General features: G+C 60.3%; 25 protein-coding genes and 1 tRNA gene. 15 read left to right on the top strand and 11 right to left on the bottom strand.

The window, feature by feature from the left end; all coding sequences use genetic code 11:
* Positions 1-11: 11 nt before the first annotated feature.
* Positions 12-791 (bottom strand): zinc-ribbon domain-containing protein, encoded by a 780-nt coding sequence (locus ACTIE1_RS08265; protein WP_439562040.1) that lies wholly within the window; start codon positions 789-791, stop codon positions 12-14.
* Between the two features lie 163 nt (positions 792-954).
* Between ACTIE1_RS08265 and ACTIE1_RS08260 the strand changes: the two genes are divergently transcribed.
* From ACTIE1_RS08260 to pdeM, 10 genes are all read left to right on the top strand, one after another.
* Entirely contained in the window at positions 955-1,626 is a 672-nt protein-coding gene (locus ACTIE1_RS08260) for a cell division ATP-binding protein FtsE (RefSeq protein ID WP_439562039.1), read from the top strand.
* Positions 1,623-2,495 (top strand): cell division protein FtsX, encoded by an 873-nt coding sequence (locus ACTIE1_RS08255; RefSeq protein ID WP_439562038.1) that lies wholly within the window; start codon positions 1,623-1,625, stop codon positions 2,493-2,495. The genes ACTIE1_RS08260 and ACTIE1_RS08255 overlap by 4 nt, the downstream gene beginning before the upstream one ends.
* On the top strand, positions 2,495-3,223 hold the full coding sequence (locus ACTIE1_RS08250; RefSeq protein WP_439562037.1) for a lysophospholipid acyltransferase family protein: 729 nt from the start codon (positions 2,495-2,497) through the stop codon (positions 3,221-3,223). Before ACTIE1_RS08255 ends, ACTIE1_RS08250 begins: the two co-directional genes overlap by 1 nt.
* A gap of 3 nt (positions 3,224-3,226) precedes the next feature.
* A complete protein-coding gene (locus ACTIE1_RS08245; protein ID WP_439562036.1) occupies positions 3,227-3,832 on the top strand; it encodes a pyridoxamine 5'-phosphate oxidase family protein in 606 nt (201 codons plus the stop codon).
* Between the two features lie 159 nt (positions 3,833-3,991).
* Positions 3,992-5,725, top strand: coding sequence for an AMP-binding protein (locus ACTIE1_RS08240; protein WP_439562035.1), 1,734 nt, complete (start codon positions 3,992-3,994; stop codon positions 5,723-5,725).
* 4 nt (positions 5,726-5,729) lie between these two features.
* A complete protein-coding gene (locus tag ACTIE1_RS08235; protein ID WP_439562034.1) occupies positions 5,730-6,635 on the top strand; it encodes a bile acid:sodium symporter family protein in 906 nt (301 codons plus the stop codon).
* A gap of 82 nt (positions 6,636-6,717) precedes the next feature.
* Positions 6,718-7,716 carry a ligase-associated DNA damage response exonuclease gene (locus tag ACTIE1_RS08230; protein WP_439562033.1) on the top strand — a complete coding sequence of 333 codons (999 nt, stop codon included), beginning with the start codon at positions 6,718-6,720 and terminating at the stop codon, positions 7,714-7,716.
* Positions 7,713-9,281, top strand: coding sequence for a cisplatin damage response ATP-dependent DNA ligase (locus tag ACTIE1_RS08225; RefSeq protein ID WP_439562032.1), 1,569 nt, complete (start codon positions 7,713-7,715; stop codon positions 9,279-9,281). The genes ACTIE1_RS08230 and ACTIE1_RS08225 overlap by 4 nt, the downstream gene beginning before the upstream one ends.
* Positions 9,278-11,653 carry a ligase-associated DNA damage response DEXH box helicase gene (locus ACTIE1_RS08220; protein ID WP_439562031.1) on the top strand — a complete coding sequence of 792 codons (2,376 nt, stop codon included), beginning with the start codon at positions 9,278-9,280 and terminating at the stop codon, positions 11,651-11,653. Before ACTIE1_RS08225 ends, ACTIE1_RS08220 begins: the two co-directional genes overlap by 4 nt.
* The gene (gene pdeM, locus ACTIE1_RS08215) at positions 11,650-12,300 is read left to right on the top strand and encodes a ligase-associated DNA damage response endonuclease PdeM (protein WP_439562030.1); all 651 of its coding nucleotides are present in this window, start codon (positions 11,650-11,652) and stop codon (positions 12,298-12,300) included. The genes ACTIE1_RS08220 and pdeM overlap by 4 nt, the downstream gene beginning before the upstream one ends.
* Here the strand turns inward: pdeM and secA are convergent.
* Positions 12,272-14,962: a preprotein translocase subunit SecA gene (gene secA, locus ACTIE1_RS08210; RefSeq protein ID WP_439562029.1), complete on the bottom strand. Its 2,691-nt coding sequence runs from the start codon at positions 14,960-14,962 to the stop codon at positions 12,272-12,274. The genes pdeM and secA overlap by 29 nt on opposite strands.
* Positions 14,963-15,185: 223 nt before the next feature.
* Here secA and ACTIE1_RS08205 point away from each other — a divergent pair, with 223 nt between their 5' ends.
* From ACTIE1_RS08205 to ACTIE1_RS08190, 4 genes are all read left to right on the top strand, one after another.
* Positions 15,186-16,043, top strand: coding sequence for a peptidylprolyl isomerase (locus tag ACTIE1_RS08205; protein WP_439562028.1), 858 nt, complete (start codon positions 15,186-15,188; stop codon positions 16,041-16,043).
* A 161-nt stretch (positions 16,044-16,204) separates the two neighbouring features.
* Positions 16,205-17,434, top strand: a complete 1,230-nt coding sequence (gene argJ, locus ACTIE1_RS08200; protein WP_439563332.1) for a bifunctional glutamate N-acetyltransferase/amino-acid acetyltransferase ArgJ — start codon at positions 16,205-16,207, stop codon at positions 17,432-17,434.
* Positions 17,431-17,829: a (deoxy)nucleoside triphosphate pyrophosphohydrolase gene (locus ACTIE1_RS08195; RefSeq protein WP_439562027.1), complete on the top strand. Its 399-nt coding sequence runs from the start codon at positions 17,431-17,433 to the stop codon at positions 17,827-17,829. Before argJ ends, ACTIE1_RS08195 begins: the two co-directional genes overlap by 4 nt.
* 222 nt (positions 17,830-18,051) lie before the next feature.
* A complete protein-coding gene (locus ACTIE1_RS08190; protein ID WP_439562026.1) occupies positions 18,052-18,189 on the top strand; it encodes a hypothetical protein in 138 nt (45 codons plus the stop codon).
* Between the two features lie 89 nt (positions 18,190-18,278).
* Here the strand turns inward: ACTIE1_RS08190 and ACTIE1_RS08185 are convergent, their stop codons facing one another.
* The 7 genes from ACTIE1_RS08185 to pyk all read right to left on the bottom strand — a co-directional run bounded on the left by ACTIE1_RS08185 (position 18,279) and on the right by pyk (position 22,621).
* Positions 18,279-18,467, bottom strand: coding sequence for a Trm112 family protein (locus tag ACTIE1_RS08185; protein ID WP_439562025.1), 189 nt, complete (start codon positions 18,465-18,467; stop codon positions 18,279-18,281).
* A complete protein-coding gene (locus tag ACTIE1_RS08180) occupies positions 18,464-19,105 on the bottom strand; it encodes an LON peptidase substrate-binding domain-containing protein (RefSeq protein ID WP_439562024.1) in 642 nt (213 codons plus the stop codon). The genes ACTIE1_RS08185 and ACTIE1_RS08180 overlap by 4 nt, the downstream gene beginning before the upstream one ends.
* A gap of 27 nt (positions 19,106-19,132) precedes the next feature.
* Complete coding sequence (gene trxA / locus ACTIE1_RS08175; RefSeq protein WP_439562023.1) at positions 19,133-20,041, bottom strand: thioredoxin; 909 nt, start codon at positions 20,039-20,041, stop codon at positions 19,133-19,135.
* 164 nt (positions 20,042-20,205) lie between these two features.
* The gene (gene rplT, locus ACTIE1_RS08170; protein WP_439562022.1) at positions 20,206-20,568 is read right to left on the bottom strand and encodes a 50S ribosomal protein L20; all 363 of its coding nucleotides are present in this window, start codon (positions 20,566-20,568) and stop codon (positions 20,206-20,208) included.
* A gap of 12 nt (positions 20,569-20,580) precedes the next feature.
* A complete protein-coding gene (gene rpmI, locus ACTIE1_RS08165; protein WP_274352190.1) occupies positions 20,581-20,781 on the bottom strand; it encodes a 50S ribosomal protein L35 in 201 nt (66 codons plus the stop codon).
* Positions 20,782-20,899: 118 nt separating this feature from the next.
* Entirely contained in the window at positions 20,900-21,133 is a 234-nt protein-coding gene (locus ACTIE1_RS08160) for a hypothetical protein (protein ID WP_439562021.1), read from the bottom strand.
* A gap of 30 nt (positions 21,134-21,163) precedes the next feature.
* On the bottom strand, positions 21,164-22,621 hold the full coding sequence (pyk, locus tag ACTIE1_RS08155; RefSeq protein ID WP_439562020.1) for a pyruvate kinase: 1,458 nt from the start codon (positions 22,619-22,621) through the stop codon (positions 21,164-21,166).
* A gap of 203 nt (positions 22,622-22,824) precedes the next feature.
* Between pyk and ACTIE1_RS08150 the strand changes: the two genes are divergently transcribed.
* The gene (locus tag ACTIE1_RS08150; RefSeq protein ID WP_439562019.1) at positions 22,825-23,139 is read left to right on the top strand and encodes a DUF1244 domain-containing protein; all 315 of its coding nucleotides are present in this window, start codon (positions 22,825-22,827) and stop codon (positions 23,137-23,139) included.
* Positions 23,140-23,237: 98 nt separating this feature from the next.
* Here the strand turns inward: ACTIE1_RS08150 and ACTIE1_RS08145 are convergent.
* Both ACTIE1_RS08145 and lon read right to left on the bottom strand, forming a co-directional pair.
* Positions 23,238-23,312 (bottom strand) — tRNA-Val (locus ACTIE1_RS08145).
* A gap of 177 nt (positions 23,313-23,489) precedes the next feature.
* Positions 23,490-25,895, bottom strand: a complete 2,406-nt coding sequence (gene lon, locus ACTIE1_RS08140; RefSeq protein ID WP_439562018.1) for an endopeptidase La — start codon at positions 25,893-25,895, stop codon at positions 23,490-23,492.
* Positions 25,896-25,922 lie beyond the last annotated feature (27 nt).

Raw genomic sequence — 25,922 nt, 5'->3', positions numbered from 1 at the left:
GTCGGCCACCGTCAGAAACCTGCGACGATGGCCTGAATCCCTTCGCGGGCGGTATCAACCAGCCCTGTATATGCGGACATGACCGGTGCGGCGGCTGGCAACGCATTCACAATCTGCGGGCTGGCAATGTACAACCCGACCAGCAGCGCGGCCAGAACCGGCGGCACAATGAACCCGCGCAGGAAACTGCGCTGGCGTGCCTGTGCCGTCTGCGGCAACTGGAATTCGCCCTGTCTGCGGGCCTCGCCAGCGGGTTCAAGCGTTGCACTTATGTCATCGATATCCGGAAATGCGGATTGCGTTTGCGCGGGTGACTGCGTCCCCCCTGACGTATCCTCCCCAGCCTGCGTATCTGCACCCGATGCGGGCCAGGGTGCCCCTGCCAACAATCCAAGATCCGGCTGCGATTGCAACCCTTCGGCCTCGCGCTGGCGCTGGCTTGCCTCGAATTGGGCTTCCTCGCGCAGGACATCCGCGACGGACGGGTCCAGCCGGCGCGATTTTGGCCTGCCCGCCTCTGACTGCGGGGCCTCGGCTTCAGGCTCGGGGGGCGGGGCGGCTGGCGGGGGCGGTGTTGACGGGGCCTGCTGTTGCGCATCTGTCGCGCCGTCGGCATCACCGGTATCCGGCCCGCTCACCGGATCGGGCTTTGCCGGGGGGGGCGAATTCCCCTCGGCCGGTTGGAACCAGATATGGCTACAGGCCGAACACTGCACTTCGCGCCCGTCAGCGGGCAGAAGGGCGGCGTCGATTTCGTATTGCGCAAGGCAACTTGGACAGGTGATACGCATCAATGGACCCTTTGCCTTGCAAATGCAGGATTGGCGCTGTTCGTCAAGTATTGTAGCAAGCGATCAAGCGTGTTCCAAGGTATTGCTGACTTGTCCGGCCAACTGAAATCGCGCGATGGTGTTGGCGGGCATGTGCGGGACGGAAAACAAGGTTGGTGCAACGATGATCGCATTTCAGAATGTTGCCCATGATTATGGGGGCGGGGCATTGTTCAGCAACGCATCCCTGACACTGGAAAAAGGCAGTTTCCACTTCCTTACCGGCCCCTCGGGGGCTGGCAAAAGCACCTTTTTGAAGCTGTGCTATGGTGAATTGCAGCCAACATCCGGCAGCATCAACCTGCTGGGGCAGGATATGGCAGCCATGTCGCGCGACGATCTGGCACGCACGCGCCAGCGTATTGGTATTGTGCATCAGGATTGCCAGTTTCTGGATCATCTGAGCGTGGCACAGAATGTTGCCCTGCCCCTAAGCGTGACAGGGCGCGCGGTTTCCGATGACAATCTTGCCGACCTGCTGGCATGGGTCGGGCTGGCGGGGCAGGCCCGCGCGCTGCCGCCAACCTTGTCAGGCGGCGAGCGTCAGCGCACAGCACTTGCGCGCGCCATCATCGCCTCGCCCGAAGTGTTGCTGGCCGATGAACCAACGGGCAATCTGGATTGGGACATGTCCCAGCGTCTGGTGTCCCTGATGATAGAGTTGAACCGCATGGGCACGGCTGTCCTGATTGCGACCCATGACATGAACCTGATCCGCTTTGTGAAAACGCAGGTTTCGGCGCGGGTCTTGCGCATTGCGCGCGGCGAAGTGCAGACAGCGGGTGCGGATCTATGAACCGCCAACAGATCTCACGCCTTGTGGTGCCGCGCAGCGGGCGCGGTGTCTGGCTGGTCAGTTCAAGTGCGGCGGCAATGGCTTTTCTGGCGGTTTTTGCGCTGGCCTTGTCCGTCTCGGCGGCGCGGCTGGCGCAGAACTGGCAGGCGGCACTGTCACAAACCGCGACTGTGCGTATCTCTGCCCCGCCCGAAGAAATGATGGAACAGACCGCCATTGTGCTGGAAATCCTGCGCACCACCCCCGGCATAGCCGACGCGCGCGAAATGACGGATGATGAACAGGCGGGCCTGCTGGAAGCATGGCTTGGCCCCGACCTGCCACTGGATGCGCTGCCACTGCCCCGCCTGATTGATGTCACCGAAACCGCTGACGGGCCGGACCGGCAGGGCCTGCGCCTGCGCCTGTCCGCCGAGGCGCCGGGCGCGGTCTATGACGACCATACACGCTGGCGCAGGCCACTGGCGGACGGGGCGGCGCGGTTGCGCCAGTTGGCAAACCTGTCGCTGGTGCTGATCGGGTCGGTGATGACTGTCATCGTCATGCTGGCATCCAGCGCGTCACTGGCATCGAATGCGCAGGTGATACGCGTGCTTCGGCTGGTGGGTGCGCAGGACCGTTTCATTGCGCAGGCATTTGTCCGGCGCATGACATTGCGCGCCACACTGGGCGCAGCCGCAGGCAGCGCGTTGGGGGCCATGGCCATGCTGTTTTTGCCTGATCCGGCGATCGGCAGCGATACCTTGTCAGGCATGGGTTTTCAGGGTGCGGGCTGGTTGTTGCCAGCCACCCTGCCTGTCATAACCGCCCTGCTTGCATGGGCTTCCGCGAAGGCAACGGCCCTTGGCGTTCTAAAAGGAGTTACCTGATGCGCTATGCGGTCCAGTGGGTCCGGTCTGTGGTGTTCATTGCGCAGATGTATGTTGCAATGCTGGTGCTGGCGGTTGTGTTTGCGCCCCTTGCGCTGGTGCGGCGGGACATGGCGCTGCGGGCATGTCACACCTATTGCCATTATGTGCGCTGGTCTGCGGCATGGATCGCGGGACTGCGTTCCGAAATTCGTGGCACTGTGCCCGATGGCGCGGTTCTGGTCGCGGCCAAGCATCAGTCATTCTTTGACATTATCCTGATTTTCGGCGCATTGCCGCGCCCGCGTTTCGTGATGAAGAAACAGTTGAAATGGGCCCCCTTGCTGGGCTGGTATGCCATGCGCATAGGGTGCGTTCCTGTGGATCGCGGCAAGCGCGGATCGGCGATCAAGGACATGATGAAGCGCGTCGCCGCAGGGCAGGAAGAAGCGGGGCAGCTTATCATCTATCCGCAGGGCACCCGCGTCGCGCCCGGCGCAAAAATGCCCTACAAGGTGGGCACGGCGGTCCTGTATGACCAGATGAAACAGGATTGCGTGCCGGTTGCCACCAATGTGGGCCTGTTCTGGCCCAAACACAGCCTGTTTCGCAAACCCGGTCTGGCGGTGGTGGAATTTCTGCCCCCCATTCCAGCGGGGCTGCCCCCGCGTGATTTCCTTGCGCAGATGGAAACGGTGATCGAACAGCAATCTGACGCCTTGATGGACGAGACACAGGGAAAGGGGTAGGATATGGACTATATCCGGTCAATCGAGGATCTGGAACGCCATTACGGGCCACCCGCGCCCGCAAGCCTGCTGAAGGTCGCGGACAGGATCACGCCTGCCTATCACGCATGGATTATGCGCGCCCGCTTTTGTATCCTGTCCACCGTCGGGCCGGATGGGGTCGATGCAAGCCCGCGCGGCGATGATGCCGCCGTTGTGCGCATTCAGAATGAACAAACCCTGCTGCTGCCGGACTGGCACGGTAACAATCGCATCGACAGTTTGCGCAATATCGTCACGGATGGCCGCGCATCCCTGATGTTCGTGGTGGCTGGGGCGCAGAATGTCATTCGCGTGAATGGCCGTGCGAATTTGACCGTCGATGCATCCTTGCTTGCCAGTTTTGAACGACAAGGCAAGCAACCCCGTTCGGTCATCGAACTCCGAATAAGTGAAATTTACTTTCAATGCGCGCGGGCCATAATGCGCGCGCGCTTATGGCTGGATGGTGACCAGTCACAGGATCTGCCCAGCATGGGCGACATTCTGTCCGAACTGGCGCGTGGTGAAATTGACGGCCCCGCATATGACCGCGAATGGCCGGAACGGGCACGCACGACCATGTGGTAGCCCCTGCAACATGCCCGTTAACCGGTTTTCCGCGAAGTGACGCAAGGTTTTTTGCAACTTGCCCCCGCGTCGACTGAACGTCAGGGCTTGTTTGCATCGCTATACTGGGGAATGCTGACGCCAGCGTCTGTACCATAAACACGGACGAGGGAGGATACCTTGAACACGACCGCACCTGACCGTCCGTGGTTGGCAGCCTATGGCGATGACATATCACCCACGCTTGCCCAGTCACCCTATGCCAGTCTGGCCGAACTGGTGCAGGATGCCTGCACAAAATTCGCCAGCAAGAAAGCCTTTACCTGTGTGGTGCCAAACGGCATGAGTGGCACCCACACCTATGCGCAGGTTGGCAAGCTGTCGGACGAATTCGCCAGCTTCCTGCGCCATGAATGCGGGCTGAAACCGGGGGCAAGGGTGGCGGTGCAACTGCCTAACGGGCTGGCCTATCCGGTGGCGGCCTTTGGCGCGTTCAAGGCGGGCTGCGTTCTGGTCAACACCAACCCGCTATATACCGCATCTGAAATGACGCATCAGTTCAATGATGCCGGTGTAGAGGTGTTGGTTATCAGCGACATGTTCGCCGACAAGCTGGCCGAGGTTGTCCCACAGACCGGCATTCGGCATGTGGTTCTGGCCGGTGTGCCCGAATTTTTTCCGCGTGTGCCGGAATTCATTATCCGTAGCGTCCAGAAGGTCTGGACACGCAGCCTGCCCGCCGTGCCTGAACTGGCGGTGCCGGTGTTGCGCATCCGCGATGCCCTGCGCAAGGGACGCGCGCACCCCAAGGTGACGGATTGGGACCAGTTGAAACCCAATGATCTGGCGCTGTTGCAATATACCGGCGGTACAACAGGCGTCGCCAAGGGCGCGATGCTAAGCCATGGCAACATTCTGGCCAATCTGGAACAGGTGCGCGCCATGGGGTCGCACCATATGACCGGCGATGATTGTGTTCTGACGGCGCTGCCTGTCTATCATATCTTCGCGTTTACCGCCAATCTGATGAAGTTCTTTGCGATCGGCGCGCGCAATATTCTGGTGCCGTCCCCCCGCCCTGTCCAGAATATCCAGCGGGCGCTGGAAAACTATCCCGTAACATGGATTACCGGCGTGAATACGCTGTTCAACGGGCTGATGAATGAAGAATGGTTTGCAGCCTATCCACCCAAAACCCTGACGGCGGCGATTGCAGGCGGCACCGCCTTGCATAGCGCCGTGGCCGAGCGTTGGCAAAACATAACCGGCACCCGCGTGGCCGAAGGATACGGCCTGACCGAATCCTCGCCGTTGGTGACATTCAACCCGCTGGAACAACCCATGCGGGCAGGTTCCATCGGGGTGCCGGTTCCGGGAACGGATATCGCGCTGGTCGATGACAATGCGGACCCTGTCGATGACGGACAACCCGGCGAATTGCTGGTCAAGGGGCCGCAGGTCATGCTGGGCTACTGGAACCGCCCTGAAGACACCGCCAAAACCGTTCAGAACGGCTGGCTGTTCACCGGCGATGTGGCAACGATGGACGAAGACGGCTATTTGCGCATCGTGGATCGCAAGAAGGACATGGTTCTTGTCTCGGGCTTCAATGTCTACCCAAATGAGGTTGAGGATTGTCTGGCCAAATTGCCCACAGTTCTGGAAGCAGCGGTTGTCGGCGTGCCCGACCCGAATTCGGGCGAGGCCGTGCGCGCCTATGTCGTGCGCAACCCTGACCAGCCGGATGACCTGAGCAAGCAGGACGTGATCGCGCATTGCCGCAAGTATCTAGCGGCCTACAAGGTGCCCAAAAGCGTTATTATCCGCGATGAACTGCCCAAATCCCCGATCGGGAAAATCCTGCGCAAGGACTTGAAGGCAGAAGTGCGCGCCGAATTCGCTGGAAAGGTCTGACACCATGCTGACAGAACTGGAAACTACGTTACTGGGAATCATGATGATGGTGATCATGCTGGGCATGGGGGCCAGCATGACACCGCGCGACTTCCTGATCGCCTTTCGCAAACCCAAGGGGATTCTGGTCGGGCTGCTGAGTCAGTTCGCGGTCATGCCCTTTCTGGGGTTTTTGCTGGCGGTGCTGTTGGGCCTGCCGCCTGCGCTGGTCGTGGGGTTGTTGCTGATTGCCTGTATGCCCGGTGGCACCACATCCAACATCTTTGCCTATTTCAGCAAGGGCGTGCTGGCACTGTCGATCATGATGACCACCGTGTCCACGATGGCGGCTGTGGTCATGGTGCCGCTGCTGCTGTCCTTTTACGGCGGGCTCGCGGGTGTGGGGGCGGATTATGTCATCCCGCCGGGCAATGTGGCACAAATTCTGGCCGTGCTGCTGGTTCCCACAATGCTGGGTATGGTCCTGCGGCGGTTGAACCCCAATGTGGGCGCAACAGTGGAACTGATCGGGTCGTTCATGGGGGTGGTGGTGATCCTGTTCCTGATCATCAGTTGGGTGCCGCGCAATTACCAGTTGCTGCTGGACACGCCCGCGCCGATTTATGCGGCCACCATCGGCATTGGCCTGATTGGCATGTTGTTCGGCTATTGGGTGGCGCGGGGTTTGGGGCAGGACACCAACCGCGCGCGCACCATTAGTCTGGAAACCGGCATCCAGAACGGCCCGCTGGCGGTGCTGGTCATCACGCTAAGTTTCTCGGCGGCACAACAGCAGGCAGTGTTGCTTATTCCGGTGCTGTATTCGCTGTTCATTGTCCTGACATCAACGGCGGTCATGCTGTGGTATCGGCGCAATGCCACGCGCGAAGCGCTGGCGCGCGATGCCGCCAAGGTCATACAGGACGCGTGATCACGGCTTGATTTCCCGCATCCCTGCCACACTTTGGAACATGTGGCAGGGGCGGTCCCTGTCATGCAATGCGGGGGAATGAATGGACCCTATTCTGGTCCCCAGACCTGAAGGGTTATTCTGTCCGGCGGGCGGGTTCTTCATTGACCCTGTCCGCCCTGTGGCGCGTGCGCTTGTCACCCACGGCCATGCCGACCACGCCCGCGCGGGGCATGGGGCGGTTATGGCCACTGCGCAAACACTGGACATCATGGCGCTGCGCTATGGCGCGGGCTTCACCGAAAACCGCCAGACCTATGACGGGCCAGTGCGTATTGGCGATGTGACGGTCAGTTTTCACCCCGCCGGTCATGTGCTGGGTTCGGCGCAAATTGCGGTGACGGGCGTGCAGGGGCGCGTTGTGGTGTCGGGCGATTACAGTCGCGTGCCAAACGCGGCCTGTGCACCGTTTGAACCCGTTCCCTGCGATATTTTCGTGACCGAGGCCACATTCGGCCTGCCGGTCTTTCGCCACCCCGACCCACTGGACGAAATCGCCAAACTGCTGGCATCTGTGCGCGCGCAGCCCGACCGCGCGCATCTGGTCGGGGCCTATGCACTGGGCAAGGCGCAACGCGTCATCATGCTGTTGCGGCAGGCAGGCTATGACGGGCCAATCCATATTCATGGCGCGTTGCAAAAGCTGTGCGAGTATCACATTTCCCAAGGTATCGCGCTGGGCGATCTACGCCCTGCCACCCTTGAACGCGGGCGCAAGCCGGATTTTGCGGGCGCAATCGTGCTTGCGCCACCATCAGCATTTGCAGCCACATGGGCGCAGCGTTTTCCCGATCCGGTGATCTGCTTTGCATCAGGCTGGATGCAGGTGCGCGCGCGTGCGCGCCAGCGCGGTGTTGAACTGCCGCTTGTCATTTCCGACCATGTGGACTGGCCCGACCTGACGCGCACCATCACCGAACTGGACCCCGCGCAGGTCTGGGTCACCCATGGGCGCGAAGATGCCGTCATGCGCTGGTGCAGCCTGAACGGGCGCGCGGCCCACCCCCTGCGCCTGATCGGCTATGAGGACGAGGCGGAATGACAGGCGGGCTTGCGGCATTCGCGCGGCTGCTGGAACAGCTGGCCTTCACCCCGCAGCGGTCGGGCAAGGAACGGGTGCTGGCCGACTGGTTCGCCACCCAGCCCGACCCGGACCGCGGGCTTGCGCTGGCGGCGCTGACGGGTGATCTGGATTTGCGGCAGGTGCGCCCGTCATTGTTGCGCGGGTTGGTGGCGGGCAGGGTTGATGCCGAATTATTCGCCCATAGCTATGATTTTGTGGGCGATCTGGCGGAAACCATTGCGCTGATCTGGCCAGTGGACGGGCAGAAGAACCCCGCGCTGGCCGATGTGGTTGCGCAGTTGCGCGACACGCCCAAAGCGCAGCTTGAGGGTGTGATTGTGGCGCTGCTGGACAGTCTTGGCCCGTCACAACGCTATGCCTGCCTGAAACTGGCAACAGGGGGCTTGCGGGTGGGGGTGTCGGCGCGGCTGGCCCGCACGGCCTTTGCCAAATGGGCCGCCCTGCCCCTGCCCGAGGTTGAGGAGATATGGCACGGCCTGACGCCCCCCTATCTGGAGTTGTTCGCTTGGGCGCAGGGCGGTACGAAGCCTGAAACTGCCGCCTACGCGCCCTTTCGCCCCGTCATGCTGTCCACTGCGTGGGATGCGGACGCGATGGCGGGTCAGCCCCCTGCGGATTTTGCAGCGGAATGGAAATGGGACGGCATTCGTGTGCAGGCTGTCAGCGACCGTGGCACGCAGCGCCTGTATTCCCGCACCGGCGAGGATATATCGAACGCCTTTCCCGATGTGCTGGCCCTACTGGATTTTGACGGGGTGCTGGACGGGGAATTGCTGGTGCGGCGGGGGAATACGGTTGCGCCCTTCGGGGACTTGCAACAACGCCTGAACCGCAAGACCGTCAGCGCCGCCATGCTGCGCAGCCACCCTGCCGGTTTGCGCGTCTATGATGTGCTGGTCTGGCAGGGGCAGGACATGCGCAACCAGCCCTATGACGCGCGCCGCGCCGTGCTGGACGCGGCCACCCCTGCGTTGCCCGCACAGATTGACCTGTCGCCAAGGCTGGATTTCACGACATGGGACGATCTGGCCGCCCTGCGCGCAAACCCGCCCGATGCCGTGATCGAAGGGGTAATGATAAAGCGCCGCGACAGCCCATATGTTGCGGGGCGCGCGAAGGGAAACTGGTTCAAATGGAAACGCGACCCGTTCGTGATTGACGCTGTTCTGCTGTATGCCCAACGCGGGCATGGCAAGCGGTCCGGCTATTATTCGGATTTCACCTTCGGGGTGTGGGACGGGGGTGTGCTGGTTCCAGTCGGCAAGGCGTATTTCGGGTTCACCGATGCGGAACTGAAGGCGCTGGACCATTTTGTGCGCGACAATACAACCGACCGTTTCGGCCCTGTGCGCGCGGTCAAACCGCTGAAGGTGGTCGAGGTTGCCTTTGAGGGGTTGAACCGGTCACCGCGTCACAAATCCGGTGTGGCAATGCGCTTTCCAAGGATCAGCCGCATTCGCGATGACAAACCTGCCGCACAGGCGGACACGCTTGAAACCCTGCAGGAATTTCTGCCGAAATGACATTGCCGCCCCCTGTTCTTGACTGGTTCGCCGCGCAAGGCTGGCAGCCCCACCCCCACCAGATCGCGCTGGCGGGCGCGGATTGCGACACATTGCTGATTGCACCCACGGGCGGGGGCAAGACATTGGCGGGGTTCTTGCGCACGCTATGCGATCTGCAACAGCCCTTTGCAGGGTTGCACACGCTGTATGTGTCGCCCCTGAAGGCGCTGACCCATGATATTGCGCGCAATCTGGCGCGGCCCGTGGCGGGGCTTGGGCTGGATATCCGCATTGAGGACCGCACCGGCGACACAACCGCCACCACCCGCGCGCGCCAGCGCTTGGACCCGCCCCATATTTTGCTGACCACGCCGGAATCACTGGCGCTGATGCTGTCCTACCCGGAAGCGCCGCGCATTTTCGGCACGCTGCGCCGCGTGGTCATTGACGAAATCCACGCACTGGCCGAGTCCAAACGCGGTGACCAGCTTATGCTGGGCCTGTCGCGATTGCGCAGCCTTGCGCCCGCGCTGACGGTCACGGGCCTGTCGGCCACTGTTGAAAACCCGCCCGCTTTGGCCACGTTCATTGGGGGCGCGCAGGTGTTGCACGCGGACCCCGGCCCCGCACCCGACATTGCCATGCTGCCGGTCACGGCGCCCCCGCCATGGTCGGGGGCAGGCGGGCAATACGCCGCGCGCGACGTCATGCGCGCAATCGAGGGCGCGCGCATGACGCTGGTATTCATCAACACCCGCGCGCAGGCGGAACTATTCTATCAGGCGCTGTGGGACGTGAATGACCGGAACCTGCCCATAGGGTTGCACCATTCCAGCCTGTCGCGCGATGTACGCACCCGCGCCGAAGCGGCAATGGCCGCAGGGCAGTTGCGCGCCATGGTTTGCACCGGCAGTCTGGATCTGGGCATTGACTGGGGCGATGTGGATCTGGTGCTACAGGTGGGCGCGCCCAAGAATGTCAAACGGCTGGTCCAGCGTATCGGGCGGGCAAACCACCAGTATAACACCCCGTCGCGCGCGCGGATCGTGCCCACCAACAGGTTTGAGGTGCTGGAATGCGTGGCCGCCCTGCAAGCGGTGCAGGATGGCAAGCTGGATGGTGACGCGCGCCCCGCAGGCGGCCTTGATGTGCTGTGCCAGCATATTCTGCTGATCGCCTGTGCAGGGCCGTTCTGTGCGGATGCGCTGTTTGGCGAAATCACGCGCGCCGGTCCCTATGCGAATGTCACGCGCGCTGAGTTCGAGGCTTGTTTGGAATTCTGCGCCACTGGCGGTTATGCCCTGCGCGCCTATGACCGCTGGCAAAGGCTGGTTCTGCGTGACGGGCTGTGGCAGTTGCGCGACCCGCGCACCGCGCGAGATATTCGCATGAATATCGGCACGATCACCGCCTCCGAAACGCTGAAGGTGCGCCGCAAGGGGCGTGGCGGCATGCCATTGGGCGAGGTGGATGAAGGATTTGCCGCCACCCTGACGCCCGGCGACACATTCCTGATTGGCGGGCAAACCGTGCGCTATGACATGCTGCGCGATATGGTGGTCGAGGTGACCCCGCAACCGGCCCGCCAGCCCAAGATTGCCGTATTCGGCGGGTTGAAAATGTCGACATCCACCCTGCTTAGCGACCAGGTGCTGGCCCTGATCGGGAACCCCGCGCAATGGGTGGCCTTGCCGGCGGCAACCGCGCAATGGTTGCAGCTTCAGGCGGATATATCGCACCTGCCCCAACCCGGAACCCTGACCTGCGAAACCTTTATGCGCGGGGGGCGGGCCTATTTCTGCCTATATGGCTTTGCGGGCTATAATGCGCATCAGACGCTGGGCCTGTTGTTGACCCGCCGGATGGAGGGGGCGGGCCTTGGCCCCTTGGGATTTGTCGCCACCGATTACGCGGTTCTCATCTGGTCACTGGATCCGGTAACAGACCCCGCCCCCTTGCTGGACCCGCACGGCTTGCGGGACGGTCTGGCCGACTGGCTGGCCGAAAATGCGGTGATGAAACGCAGTTTCCGCGCCGTGGCCGCGATTGCGGGGCTGATCCAGCGCAACTTGCCCGGCAAACGAAAAACCGGCAAACAGGCCACGTTTTCCAGCGATATCCTGTATGACACCTTGCGCAAATACGACCCCGACCACCTGCTGTTGCGCATAACCCGCGACCAAGCGGCGCATGGTCTGGTGGATTTCGGACGCATCGAACAAATGCTGCGGGACCGCCCGCGGATTGTGCATACCAGCTGCGCGCGCGTGACGCCCCTTGCCGCGCCCCTGATGCTGGAAGCAGGGCGCGTGCCCATTCGCGGGCTGGGGCATGAACGCCTGCTGGACGAAGAAGCCGCGCGCATGCTGGCAGATGCGGGGCTGGCATGAAGGGGTATGACTTCACATTCGCGGGGGCGCGTTTCACCGCCCGCCCGACAGGTGCGCTATGGTGGCCCGCGCAAAACGCATTGGTCGTGGCTGACCTGCATCTGGGTAAATCGGCCCGTATGGCACGGCGCGGCGGCGGCCTTCTGCCCCCGTTTGACGCGCAGGACACGCTTCACCGCCTGACGCAGGACGTGGCCGCTACAGGGGCCGCGCAAACCATCCTGCTGGGCGATACATTCGACGATGATGATGCGGCAGGGGACGTGACGGCGGGGCCACAATGGCAGCGATTGCAGGGCATGACGCAACTGGCATCCGTCAGCGGCAACCATGACCCCGCCCATGGTGCGCCGGAACTGACGCTTGCGGGAATAACCCTGCGCCATCAGGCGGCGCCAGACTCGCCACCCGATATATCAGGCCATTTCCACCCGAAATTCAGATTGGCCGGACGCGGGCATGCGGCATTTCTGGTGGGCAAGGATCATCTGATCTTGCCCGCCTTCGGCACTTACACAGGCGGGCTGGACGCAAACAGCCCCGTGTTGACGGGGCTGGTCGGGCCGGGTCTGGCCATTTTGACGGGTCGCGTTGCGCGGGCTGTGCCCTATGCGCGCGTTACGCCAGCCGCCCGTGGCAATGCTTGAATTTCTTGCCGGACCCGCAGGGGCACAGGTCATTCCGGCCGGGATTGCCCCATGTTGCGGGGTCGGTTTCGTCAAACCCTTCGACAAGGGGTTCGGGCGCCTCGCCCGCGTTTTCGGCGGCGATCTGTGCATTATGCTGATGCAAGGCCATGCGTTGCAGCATGGATTTCTGTTCTTCCTCCGACAGCGGTCGGATGCGCGCCAGATAGGCCGACACATCTTCGCGCAATGAATTGAGCATCGCCTCAAACAGCAAGAACCCTTCGGCCTTGTATTCGTTTAGCGGATCTTTCTGGGCATAGCCACGGAACCGCACCGCAGACCGCAGATGGTCCAGCGTCAGCAAATGTTCGCGCCACTTGCGGTCGATGGTTTCCAGCAGGATCTGTTTTTCCAGATTGCGCAACGTGTCGGACCCGAACTGGTCCTGTTTCTGCGCCATCAGCGCATCAGACGCTTCGCACAGCCGGTCGCGCACCACGTCCTGATCCACGCCATCTTCTTCGCCCCAGTCCTGAACGGGCAGGTCCAGACCCAGCTTGTCGCGCGCGGCAATGTGCAGCCCGTCCATGTCCCATTGTTCGGCATAGGAATTTTGCGGCATATGCGTATCGACCAGATCATCGACCACCTGATGGCGCATATCTTCGATGATTTCGGACAGATCATCGGCTTCCATGATGTCGCGGCGCTGTTCAAACACAACACGGCGCTGTTCGTTCATCACGTTGTCGTATTTCAACAATTCCTTGCGAATGTCGAAATTGCGGGCCTCGACCTTGGCCTGTGCCTTTTCCAGCGATTTGTTGACCCATGGGTGAACAATCGCCTCGCCTTCTTTCATGCCAAGGGTGGACAGCACTTTTTCCAGCCGTTCAGACCCGAAAATGCGCATAAGGTCATCTTCCAGCGACAGGAAGAAGACCGAACGCCCCGGATCCCCCTGCCGCCCCGAACGGCCGCGCAGCTGGTTGTCGATGCGGCGGCTTTCGTGGCGTTCTGTTGCCAGAACGAACAACCCGCCTGCCTTGATGACCTTTGCCTTTTCTTCTGCGACCTCGGCCTCGATACGGGCGCGCAACTCGGCGGGGTCGGTGTCGGGGTTGGCGTCAAGTGCCTGCATGACCTGCATGTCGACATTGCCGCCCAACTGAATATCGGTGCCGCGCCCAGCCATGTTGGTGGCGATTGTCACCGCACCCAGACGGCCCGCATCTGCGACGATCTGCGCTTCCTGTTCGTGCTGGCGCGCATTCAGGACGTTATGCTTGATTTCAGCCTTCGTCAGCAGTGCGGACAGTTCTTCAGACTTCTCGATGGATGTGGTGCCCACCAGAATGGGCTGGCCCTGTTCATGCGCAGTGCGAATTTCCGACAGCACACCATCAAGTTTTTCCTGCGATGTGCGGTACACCTGATCATGTTCATCAAGACGCGAGATCGGCAGGTTTGTCGGAATTTCGACCACCCCAAGGTTATAGATTTCCTGAAATTCCGACGCTTCGGTGGAGGCCGTGCCCGTCATGCCCGCAAGTTTCTTATACATGCGGAAATAGTTCTGGAAGGTGACCGACGCATAGGTCACGTTTTCCGGCTGGATTCCGACACCTTCTTTCGCCTCGATGGCCTGATGCAGCCCTTCGGACAGGCGGCGGCCCGCCATCATGCGGCCGGTAAATTCGTCGATCAACACAACCTGCCCGTCACGGACAATATAGTTCTGGTCCTTGTGGAACAGTTTGTGCGCACGCAGACCCTGATTGACATGATGCACAAGCGACGTGGATTCCGGGTCATACAGCGACTGCTCTTCTGTCAGCAGGCCCGCTTCGCGCAGCTTCTCCTCGATGAATTCGTTTCCGTCTTCGGTCAGGGTGGCGTTGCGAATTTTCTCGTCAATGGTGAAATGCTGTTCTTGCAGATGCGGGATCAGGGCATCGACTTTGACATACAGATCGCTTTTGTCCTCGGCAGGGCCGGAAATGATAAGCGGCGTGCGGGCCTCGTCAATCAGGATACTGTCCACCTCGTCTACGATGGCGAAGAAATGGTCGCGCTGGTTCATGTCATCCAGACGCATACGCATATTGTCGCGCAGATAGTCAAATCCCAGCTCGTTATTGGTGGCATAGGTCACATCGGCGGCATAGGCGTCCTTCTTCTCGGCGTCGGGTTGTTGCGAATACACGACCCCGCAACGCATGCCCAGCTTGGCAAAAACCTTGCCCATCCATTCGGAATCGCGCCGTGCCAGATAGTCGTTGACAGTGACGACATGCACGCCCTTGCCGGTCAGCGCGTTCAGATATGCCGGAAATGTGGCCACAAGGGTCTTGCCCTCGCCGGTTTTCATTTCGGCAATATTGCCCTGATGCAGGAACATGCCGCCAATCAGCTGCACGTCAAACGCCCGCAATCCCAGCGCGCGCCGCGCCCCTTCGCGGCAATTGGCGAAGGCTTCGGGCAAAACCGCATCCAGCGTTTCGCCATTCGCAACGCGGGTTTTCAATTCTTCGGTCTTGGCAACCAACCCCTCATCGGACAGGGCCTGAAACTCCGGCTCCAATGCGTTGATTTTTGCAACGATCGGGCGGACTGCCTTGACCTTGCGGTCATTCGCCGTGCCGAAAACTTTCTTTGAAATCGCGCCCAAACCCAGCATTCTATCTCCGCCTCGTTGCATCTGATGCGGCGTATTTTGACGGCCGCTAAAGAAATCGTCATGTTGCACTAATGCTGCCGGGGTTGTCGGAACGCGCTGGCTTCCATAGAAGGGCAGATGAACCGCGCGGCCCCCTAGCAATGCAGAACCAGTCTGCGATGTAATGGTCGCCCCCAAAAGTGTCAACGATGTGCGCCTGTCGCACAGGGAAAGGAACAAGAATATGGGCAGATTTACACGAATGAGTGTTGTTCTTGCGGCAGGGCTGGCGTTTTCCGCCCCCGCCATCGCACAAGACGACGTGACGCGCGACACCGTTCTGGCAACCGTGAACGGCACCAATATCACGCTGGGGCACCTTCTGGCCGCCCGCGATGCCCTGCCCGAACAATTCCGCGAACTGCCCGCAGATGCGTTGTTTGAACCGCTGGTCGAGCAACTGATCGAGCAAACCGCCATTATGCAAATGGCCGATGGCACCCTGAGCGCGCGCGAACAGATCACGCTGGAAAACGAACAGCGTGCCTTTGTTGCCAATGCTGCGCTGTCGCGGATTGCGGAAAGCGCCGTGACGGATGACGCGATCGAACAGGCATATGGCGCGTTTGTGACCGAATTTGACGGTCAGGAACCCACACCCGAATATAACGCATCGCATATTATCGTCGAAACAGAGGAAGAAGCCGCAGCCCTGCGCGCGCAGCTTGATGAAGGGGCGGATTTCGCCGAACTGGCGCGCGAGCATTCCTTTGACGGGGCGGCCGCGAATGGCGGGTCGCTTGGCTGGTTTGGTCCGGGTGCAATGATTCCCGAATTCGAGGAAGCCGTCGAGGCGCTGGAAGTCGGCGAGTATATGGGACCGCTGGAAACCCAGTTCGGCTGGCATCTGGTCCTGCTGAATGACATGCGCATGTCACAGGCACCGGAACTGGAAGAAGTGCGCGAAGCGCTGGTCCAGAACATCCAGCGCGAAGCCGCACAAGAAGAACTGGACCGCGCGACGGGTTCCGCAACGATTGAACGCGCCTATGAAGACCTGACACCTGATGTGCTGACCCGTTCAGAGCTTCTGGACGACTAAGCGGACTAGGTGTAATCTGGCCGCGCAGCGCCGACCCGCTTGCGGGTCGGCCTTTCTTTTGGGGGCATCCGATGGGCGCGAAGAAAAAACTGAAGAAGAAGATCAAGTCATTGAAGGCACAGCTGAAAACGGCGGCGCCCTCCTTCCCTAAGGGCGGGGTTATGGTGTCGCCACTGGCGCCTGTGGACTTCCCCGACCTGCCCGCGATCAAGGGCGTGCGTCTGTCCACGACAGCGGCCGGCGTGCGCTATTCGGGACGCACTGATGTCATGCTGGCGGTTCTGGACCCCGGTTCGGTTGTCGCAGGCACATTCACCCGTTCTGCCACGCGTTCGGCATCCGTGCTGGACGCGCAGGCCAAGATCGCAGGCGACGGCACCGAAGGCGCAGCGATCCTTGTCAATTCCGGCAATGCAAACGCGTTCACCGGCGCAGCCGGCGTGGCCTCGGTCAACGCAATCAGCGCGGCCGTCTCGCAAAAGCTGGGCCTGCCTGCCACCCGTGTTTTCACATCCTCGACCGGCGTGATCGGCGAGCCGCTGCCCCATGACCGTATCATCACGGTGCTGGACGAACTGACGGTCGGATTGTCCAGCGCGGCCTTGCATGACGCGGCACGCGCCATCATGACGACCGACACCTTCCCCAAAGGGTCCAGCGCCACGTTCGAGATTGCGGGCGAGTCTGTCACCATTTCCGGTATCGCCAAAGGGTCCGGCATGGTTGCGCCCGATATGGCGACGATGCTGGTCTATATTTTCACTGATGCGAAGATCACCCGCCCTGCCCTGCAGTCCATTCTGTCGCAACAAACCGACCGCAGTTTCAACTGCATCACAGTGGACAGCGACACATCAACATCGGATATGGTGCTGCTTGGGGCCACAGGTCAGGCCGATATGCCCGTGATCGAGGATGCCACCAGCGATAGCGCGCGCGCGTTTTCAGATGCTTTGGGCAAGGTCATGCTGGATCTGGCGCATCAGGTTGTGCGCGACGGCGAAGGGGCCACCAAGTTCGTTGAAGTGTCTGTGTCCGGCGCAAAGTCTGATGCGGACGCGCGCAAGGTTGCGATGGCGATCGCGAATTCGCCGCTGGTCAAAACCGCAATCGCAGGCGAAGACCCGAATTGGGGCCGGATTGTCATGGCCGTCGGAAAATCAGGGGCCGAGGCTGACCGCGACCGCCTGTCCATCCGCTTCGGGCCGCATCTGGTCGCGTTTCAAGGGCAGGTCGCGCCCAGTTATGCCGAACAGGTCGGCGCGGAATACATGCGCCAGCAGGAACTTGTTATCGGGGTGGATCTGCGCCTTGGTATTGGCGCGGCAACCGTCTGGACCTGCGATCTGACGCACCGCTATATCGACATCAACACGGATTACCGTTCGTGAAGCTGGTTCTGGTTTCTGCGGTCGCGCTGATAGACGCTGACGGGCGTGTGCTTCTGGCACAGCGTCCCGAAGGCAAGTCCATGGCGGGCTTGTGGGAATTTCCGGGCGGCAAGGTGGAAGCGGGCGAAACCCCCGAAGCGGCGCTGATACGCGAACTGCATGAGGAACTGGGCATAGACACATGGTCCAGTTGCCTTGCGCCGCTGACATTTGCCAGCCATGCCTATGATGATTTTCATCTGCTGATGCCGCTATTTGCGTGCCGCAAATGGGACGGGCAGGTGCAATCGCGCGAAGGGCAGGCACTGAAATGGGTGCGCGCGGCAAATTTGCGGGACTACCCCATGCCAGCGGCAGACCTGCCACTGATACCGATTCTGCGTGACTGGCTGTAGTGCAGCCCCTGTGTGTTTCCTGACTCCGCACCTCACCCGCCAAGCTCAAAGACTGTTTCGATTTTGGAAACGACCCTTTGCACCGCAGCGAAGAAATTTGTCAGAATTAAGGAAATGGAAAGGTCCAGGCGTTGTATCGATGGTGAAATCTGGCAAATTGGGCTTAACGCTGGTCCTGGGGTAACCCCTGCGGGACACGGCACCGCGAGAAAGGACCAGACCATGATACGCACAATCAAGATCGGCAAGTACATCACCGCTCAGGGTGTTTTTGTGCGTGCGTTGGGGAATGGCCACATCATCATTAAGGCCGGAACGCAAACGCTGACCGGCCGCCCGATTTCCACCCGTGTCGCCTGACCAACGGCACGTTTACTGCTCGGATCGCCCTGACCATTGGTCAGGGCGTATCTATTTGCGGCCCCCGGATTCTGGCCAAAAGGTGAAAATCAATCGACTTCGCGGGCTTCATCGACCAGCATGATGGGAATCCCGTTGCGGATGGGAAAGGCCAGGTGCGCGGCCTTTGACACCAGTTCCTGCGCCTGCGCATCATAACTTAGCCGCCCCTTCGTCAGCGGGCACACAAGGGCTTCCAGCATACGCCTGTCAAAATTCCGGCTTGGGGTTTCGTTCATTGCATCGCCTCGTCCGAGCCGCCGCGCAGCGCGAATTCCATCAATGTGACCAGCGTTTCGCGCCGCGTCGTCAAGGATGGCGCTTCCAACAGGGCTTGTTTGTCGTCAGGGTCCAGCGGGCACAGCATGGACAGGGAATTGATCAGCAATTCGTCATCTGCCTCGGTCAGGCTGTCCCAATCCGTCGACAGGCCGTGTATCGTGAAAAAACGCCGCAGCACATCGAAGAACTGGTCGCGGTCAAACCCGCTGTCCTGTTCGTCATCACCGCGATCCCGTTCAAACCCGTCCCAGCTTATTTCAGCGCGGCGGTAAGGCGTGAAACCCGACACTTCCTGACGCAGACGAAACCGCGAAACACCTGTCAGTGTAATCATGTAGCGCCCGTCTTCGGTTTCGGAAAACGCGGTCAGGCGACCCGCACAGCCGATACTGTGCAACGCCTTTTCGTCACTTTGCGGAACGCTGCGCGGCTGGATCATTCCGATCAGCCGCTGCGGGGTTTTCATGCAATCATCCAGCATGGCCAGATAGCGGGGTTCAAATATATGCAACGGCAGACGGGCGCGCGGCAACAGCAACGCCCCCGGCAATGGAAACACGGGAATCAGATCGGGAAGGTCTTTTATACGCACCATGACAGGGAACCTAACCCGCAAACCGGCTTAGGCAAATATCATCGAGCTAAGTTTGCGCCGCCCTTTTGCGGCAAGCGGGTCGTTCGGCTTCAAGGCATCAAAAATGGTGAATAATTGCGCCTTGGCTGCCGCTTCGTTCCAGTCACGATCACGGCGGAACAATTCCAGCAATTCGTCAATCGCCGCTTCCACCTGATCGGTTGCATACAATGCCTGCGCAAGGTCAAACCGCGCCTGATGGTTGTCGGGTTCCGCCTGAACCTGCGCACGCAGATCGTCGACCGGTCCCGCATTTTCGGCCTGACGGGCCAGTGCAAGCTTCGCGCGTGCGGCCTCCACCTCCGGGGTGGTGGCGATGGCGGCGGGAACATTGGCAATAAGCGCCTCTGCCTGATCCAGATTACCAGCGGCGATATGGGCGCGGGCCAACCCGCCGAAGGCGCGGGCATTCTCAGGCTCCTCTGCCAGAACAGCCGCAAAAACCTGCGCGGCATCTGTTGCGGCCCCCTGTTCCAGCATGCTGTCGGCCTCATCCAGCGCGGCGTCCAGCCCGTCATCACCAGATGCCAGCGCGGCCAGCTTGGCCACAAATTCCTTTAACGCGGCGGGCGGCTGCGCACCTTGAAACCCGTCAACCGGCTGGCCCTGATGGAACGCGTAAACCGTGGGAATGGACTGGACGCGCAACTGACCGGCAATTGCCTGGTTTTCATCGACATTGATCTTGACCATACGCACCTTGCCACGGGCGGCGCGCACCTCTGCCTCCAGCGCGGGGCCAAGGGTCTTGCACGGGCCACACCAGGGCGCCCAGAAATCGACAATAACCGGCACGTCCTTGCTGACCTCAATGACCTGTGCCATAAAATCACGGTCCGAGCCATCAACGATAAGGGTTTCATCGGCGGCATTCGCGCCTGCGTTCAATTCCAGCATAATCGCCCTCTGTATTACTCTTTTGCCCTATATGGGCAGTCGGTGGATAAAGGCCAAGGGGCTGGCCGATTTTCGTCTGCCATATCGCGGTTCATCCTGCGGGCAAAGAAAAAACCGCATGCGCGGGGGCATGCGGTTCATTCAGATCGGGTGTTGCGGACCCCTTAGGCCATTGCGGCCTGTGCCTTGGCAACAATCTGGCCAAAGGCTTCGGGTTCATGCACGGCCAGATCGGCCAGAACCTTGCGGTCCACTTCGATACCGGCCAGACCCAGTGCGTTGATGAAACGCGAATAGGTCAGGTTGGGGTCGATTTCGCGCACGGCAGCGTTGATACGCTGAATCCACAATGCGCGGAAATTCCGCTTGCGTACCTTGCGGTCACGGGTTGCGTATTGGTTGGCCTTGTCAACCGCCTGCGTTGCAGTGCGGAAATTGCGCGACCGCGCGCCATAATAGCCTTTTGCGGCTTTTACGACCTTGCGGTGACGGGCATGGGTGACTTTGCCGGAAGTTACTCGGGACATGACAGCGCCTCCTTAGCGGTCGTAGGGCATATATTTCTTGACGATACGCGCATCCTGATCGGACAGGATGGTGTTGCCGCGTGCGTCGCGAATGAATTTCTTGGTCCGCTTGATCATGCCGTGGCGTTTGCCGGCCTGACCTGCCTTGACCTTGCCGCTGGCGGTCATGGAGAAGCGCTTCTTCGCGCCTGATTTGGTCTTCATCTTGGGCATTTCCGACTCCTTAGTTCGAAAACCGGTTTACGATGCGACTCGGCATGCCACTTGGCCGGACGCATCAACTAGAGCGTGCTCGCTACACCAGAAGTCGGGGGGGCGCAAGTTGGTTTCCCTAGAAAAGTGCCATAACCTGCGCGGCCAGCGCCACGGTAAGTTCCGGTATCTCGCGCAAGGCAAACATGCCGTCGGGGCGTTGCACCCAGACCCACGCAATCAGGCCGCCACTGCACAACAACAGCAGCAGGCCCAAAACGGGTTTACGGTTGTCGGCCCATGCAGCCATTGCACTGACCATCGCAAGCGGCAGCAGATACACGCCCAACAGAAACAAGGTTTCTAATTCCATACCCACCACGCAACACAAGGCATGGTCAGGTTACTCGGGCTCTCCCTGAACAATCAAGTGCTCAGCACAAGGTGCCACGCGCAAAATATTGGTGGTGCCCGGTTGGTTGAACGGGATGCCCGCAGTCACAAGGATCTGGTCCTTTTCAGTGGCAAATCCGTATTTCCGTGTCACGCGCACGGCATTGATAACGGCCTTCTTGAAGCGCTCGACCTCGTTGACCTGTTCGCAATGCACACCCCATGTCAGCGAATAGCGCCGCGCCACCCCGACGAAAGGTGTCAGTGCCAGAATCGGCACATGCGGACGTTCACGCGCAACAAGGCTGGCTGTCGTGCCCGATTCGGTGAAACAGCAGATGGCGGCAATATCCGTTTTCTCGGCCAGTTCGCGTGCGGCCGATACAATGCCATCCGCGATAGAGTGGTGATGCACATTCTTGCGCGACGCATCGATCACATCAATATAGGTGGGGTCGCTTTCAACTTCGATCGCGACATTATTCATGGTTGTCACCGCCTCGATGGGGAATTGCCCTGCGGCAGATTCTGCCGACAACATCACCGCATCGGCCCCTTCATAGATCGCCGTCGCAACGTCCGATACCTCGGCGCGGGTGGGCATGGGGCTTTCGATCATGGATTCCAGCATCTGGGTTGCCACAATCACGGGTTTCGCGGCCGCACGGGCCTTGCGCACCAGCCGTTTCTGGATGGGCGGCACGTTCTGCACAGGCAGTTCAACCCCCAGATCGCCACGCGCCACCATAATGCCGTCAGATACAGCCAGAATTTCGTCAAACGCCTTCACTGCTGCGGGTTTTTCAATCTTGGACAGGATTGCCGCGCGCCCCTGCGCCAGTTGGCGGGCCTCCAGCACATCTGACGGGCGCTGAACGAAGGACAGTGCCAGCCAATCCACACCCAAACGGCAGGCAAATTCCAGATCCTTGCGGTCCTTGTCAGACAGTGCCGCGACCGGCAACACAGCATCGGGCACGTTCACACCCTTGCGGTCCGAAATAACGCCGCCCACAGTCACGGTGCAATCCGCGAAATCCGGCCCGCATGCCTCGACCTTCAAGCGGACTTTGCCGTCATTGACCAGCAATTCGGCGCCCGGCTCCAGAACCTCGAAAATCTCGGGGTGGGGCAGGTTTACACGCTTGCTGTCGCCCGGCGCCTTGTCCAGATCAAGCCGGTATGCCTGACCGACCTGTAAATCCACCGGACCACTGCCAAATGCGCCGATCCGCAGCTTCGGCCCCTGAAGATCGGCCAGAATACCGATGGGGCGGCCCAGATCAGCCTCGACCTGACGAATAATCGCATGCCGCTGCGCGGTTTCCTCATGTGTGCCGTGACTCATGTTCAGGCGAAACACATCCGCACCCGCCTCGAACAGGGCGCGTATCATCTCGTAACTGGATGACGACGGCCCCAGGGTGGCGACAATCTTGATCATGCGGTGGCGACGTAAAGCGGTCATGCAAGGTCCTTTCAGGCGGGTATGACCCCGAAATGCGTTCTGCGGGTCTGACATGCTGGTCGTCCAACACTTGCCAGCCTGCCGAAGCTGTTAGCGCAAACGGTTATCATTTTGGCGCAGAATATCAAGCCCCGTGATACTGCCGACTTGACGTCGGGCGCAAGAATGAACAGGTCCAACAAGTCAACATGCCGGAGGAAATGATGGACGACACCACCCGCACCGAACTGGAAGCCGCCGCATTTCGGGCGCTACTGGCACATCTGGACACGCGCAGCGACGTGCAGAATATCGACATGATGAACCTTGCAGGGTTCTGTCGCAACTGCCTGTCCCGCTGGTATCAGGAAGCCGCCAATGCGCGCGGGCTGGATATGGACAAGGACACTGCCCGCGAAGCCATCTATGGCATGCCCTATAATCAGTGGCGGGACAAATACCAGACCGAAGCGGGCACTGAAAAGCAGGCAGAATTCCAGAAGTCCTTTGCGCGGAATGTCCTGAACCAGGGGGACTGAACCACCGCAGCCTGCCAGCCAGATTTTGCGTTGCACCTGTCGGCACCACTGCCGACAGCATATTCCGGTTCACCCTCAATATGTCAGGTTGGAGTGTATGGTGGGCGATAACGGATTTGAACCGCTGACATCTTCGATGTGAACGAAGCGCTCTACCGCTGAGCTAATCGCCCCCGATGGGTTCCTTACCCGCTGGAATTATTCTGCGCAAGAGGGGCAGAGGATGAAAGCGTCAGGAAAACAACCGCGAAGGCCTGATCTGCAAAATGCCTAAGGCCACGAACTGGCGGGCGTATCGCACCACCTTGGGTAATGCGATACGCCGGGGGTCATTCCGCGATCTGGCAGCGTCAATGCGCAGCGCGCGGCTTTTCATCAGAGGACGGGGCGGCGAGTCTGGCCATACGGGCGGCTTCCTCGGCTTCCTCGTCCCATTCGACGGCACTGGGCTGCGAGACAAGCGCGTGACGCAACACGTCACGAACATTCTCGACGGGAATGATCGTCAGCCCCTCTTTGACGTTATCGGGAATTTCGGCCAGATCCTTGACGTTTTCCTGCGGGATCAGAACTGTTGTGATCCCGCCGCGCAAAGCCGCCAGCAGCTTTTCCTTCAGCCCGCCAATGGCCAGCACATTACCGCGCAGCGTCACCTCGCCTGTCATGGCAATATCGCGGCGCACCGGAATTTGCGTCAGCACTGACACAATGGACGTGACCATCGCAACACCAGCGCTTGGCCCGTCCTTGGGTGTGGCGCCTTCGGGAACGTGGACGTGAATATCCAGCGCATCGAAACGCGGCGGCTTCACCCCGATATCCGGCGCGATAGAGCGCACGAAGGAACTTGCCGCATCGATGGATTCCTTCATCACATCGCCCAGCTTGCCAGTGGTTTTCATCCGGCCTTTGCCCGGCAGGCGCAGCGCTTCGATTTGCAGCAAATCGCCGCCAACCTGCGTCCAAGCAAGGCCGGTTACAACGCCAATCTGGTCCTCCCGCTCGGCCAGGCCGAACCGGAAACGCGACACGCCCAGAAAATCCGACAGGTTGTCACGCGCGACGATGACCTTGTCGGTTTCCTTCTTGATAATCTTCGTCACCGCCTTGCGCGCGATCTTGTTCAGTTCGCGTTCAAGGTTCCGCACACCAGCCTCGCGGGTGTAGCGGCGGATGATTTCGGTGATGGCCCCATCAGAAATTGTCATTTCACCACGGCGCAAGCCATGGTTCTTGACGGATTTGGGCAGCAGGTGCTGGCGCGCAATCTCCAGCTTCTCATCCTCGGTATAACCGGACAGGGGAATAACCTCCATCCGGTCCAGAAGCGGGCCGGGCATGTTATAGCTGTTCGCGGTGGTCAGGAACATGACATTGGACAGGTCATATTCGACCTCAAGATAGTGGTCCACGAAGGTGGAGTTCTGTTCAGGGTCCAGCACCTCCAGCATGGCGCTGGCGGGGTCACCGCGGAAATCCTGACCCATCTTGTCAATCTCGTCCAGCAGGATCAGCGGGTTCGTCGTCTTGGCCTTTTTCAGGGCCTGAATGATCTTGCCCGGCATCGACCCGATATAGGTGCGGCGGTGGCCACGGATTTCGGATTCGTCACGCACCCCCCCCAGCGAGATGCGGATGAATTCGCGCCCCGTTGCCTTCGCAACCGACCGGCCAAGGCTGGTCTTGCCCACGCCCGGCGGGCCGACAAGGCACATGATCGGGCCTTTCAGCTTGGATGAACGCGCCTGCACGGCCAGATACTCGACAATGCGTTCCTTGACCTTGTCCAGACTGTAATGATCCTGATCCAGCACGTCTTGCGCGCGGCCAAGGTCTTTCTTGACGCGGCTTTTGGTGCCCCACGGAATGGCAAGCATCCAGTCCAGATAATTGCGCACAACGGTCGCTTCTGCGGACATGGGCGACATGTTCTTCAGCTTCTTGACTTCGGCCTCGGCCTTGGTGCGGGCTTCCTTGGACAATTTGGTTGCGGCAATGCGCTGTTCCAGTTCGGCCACTTCGTTCTGGCCGTCCTCGCCGTCACCCAGTTCCTTCTGAATGGCCTTCATCTGTTCATTCAGGTAATATTCGCGCTGGGTGCGTTCCATCTGGCTTTTCACGCGGGTCTTGATCTTGCGTTCGACCTGAAGGACCGACAATTCGCCCTGCATCAGCCCGTAAATTTCTTCCAGACGGGCAGAAATATCCTGCTTTTCCAGCAGTGCCTGTTTCTGTTCCACACTCGCGCCCAGATGCCCGGCCGCAAGATCCGCAAGGGTTGCGGAATCGGTTGCTTCAGCGATCGCGGCCTGCGCCTCATCAGGGATATTCTTGCGCACTTTCGCATAGCGTTCGAATTCCCCCTGAACCGAACGCATCAGGGCTGTCGTTGTGGCGGCATCACCCTGGGTGTCGGGCACGGGCTGCACCAAGGCCTCGAAATAGGAATCATTTTCCAGAAATTCCGAAATACGGACGCGGGCGCGCCCTTCAACCAGCACCTTGACGGTGCCATCGGGCAGTTTCAGAAGTTGCAGCACATTGGCCAGCACGCCAACGCGGTAGATATCATCACTGCCCGGATCTTCCTGCGTGTGATCCTTCTGCGAAACAAGCAGGATCTGCTTGTCATCTGCCATCACCGCTTCCAGTGCGCGCACGGATTTGTCACGCCCGACAAACAGGGGCACGATCATATGCGGAAACACCACCATGTCCCGCAGCGGCAAAACTGGAAAACTGCTGAATTCACTCATGACCAGATCCTTTGTTCAGGCGGCGCC

The organism is Roseinatronobacter sp., from assembly GCF_051859525.1.
In the GTDB taxonomy this organism is placed as follows: Bacteria; Pseudomonadota; Alphaproteobacteria; order Rhodobacterales; family Rhodobacteraceae; genus Roseinatronobacter.
This window is presented reverse-complemented; position numbering and strand designations above follow the sequence as displayed.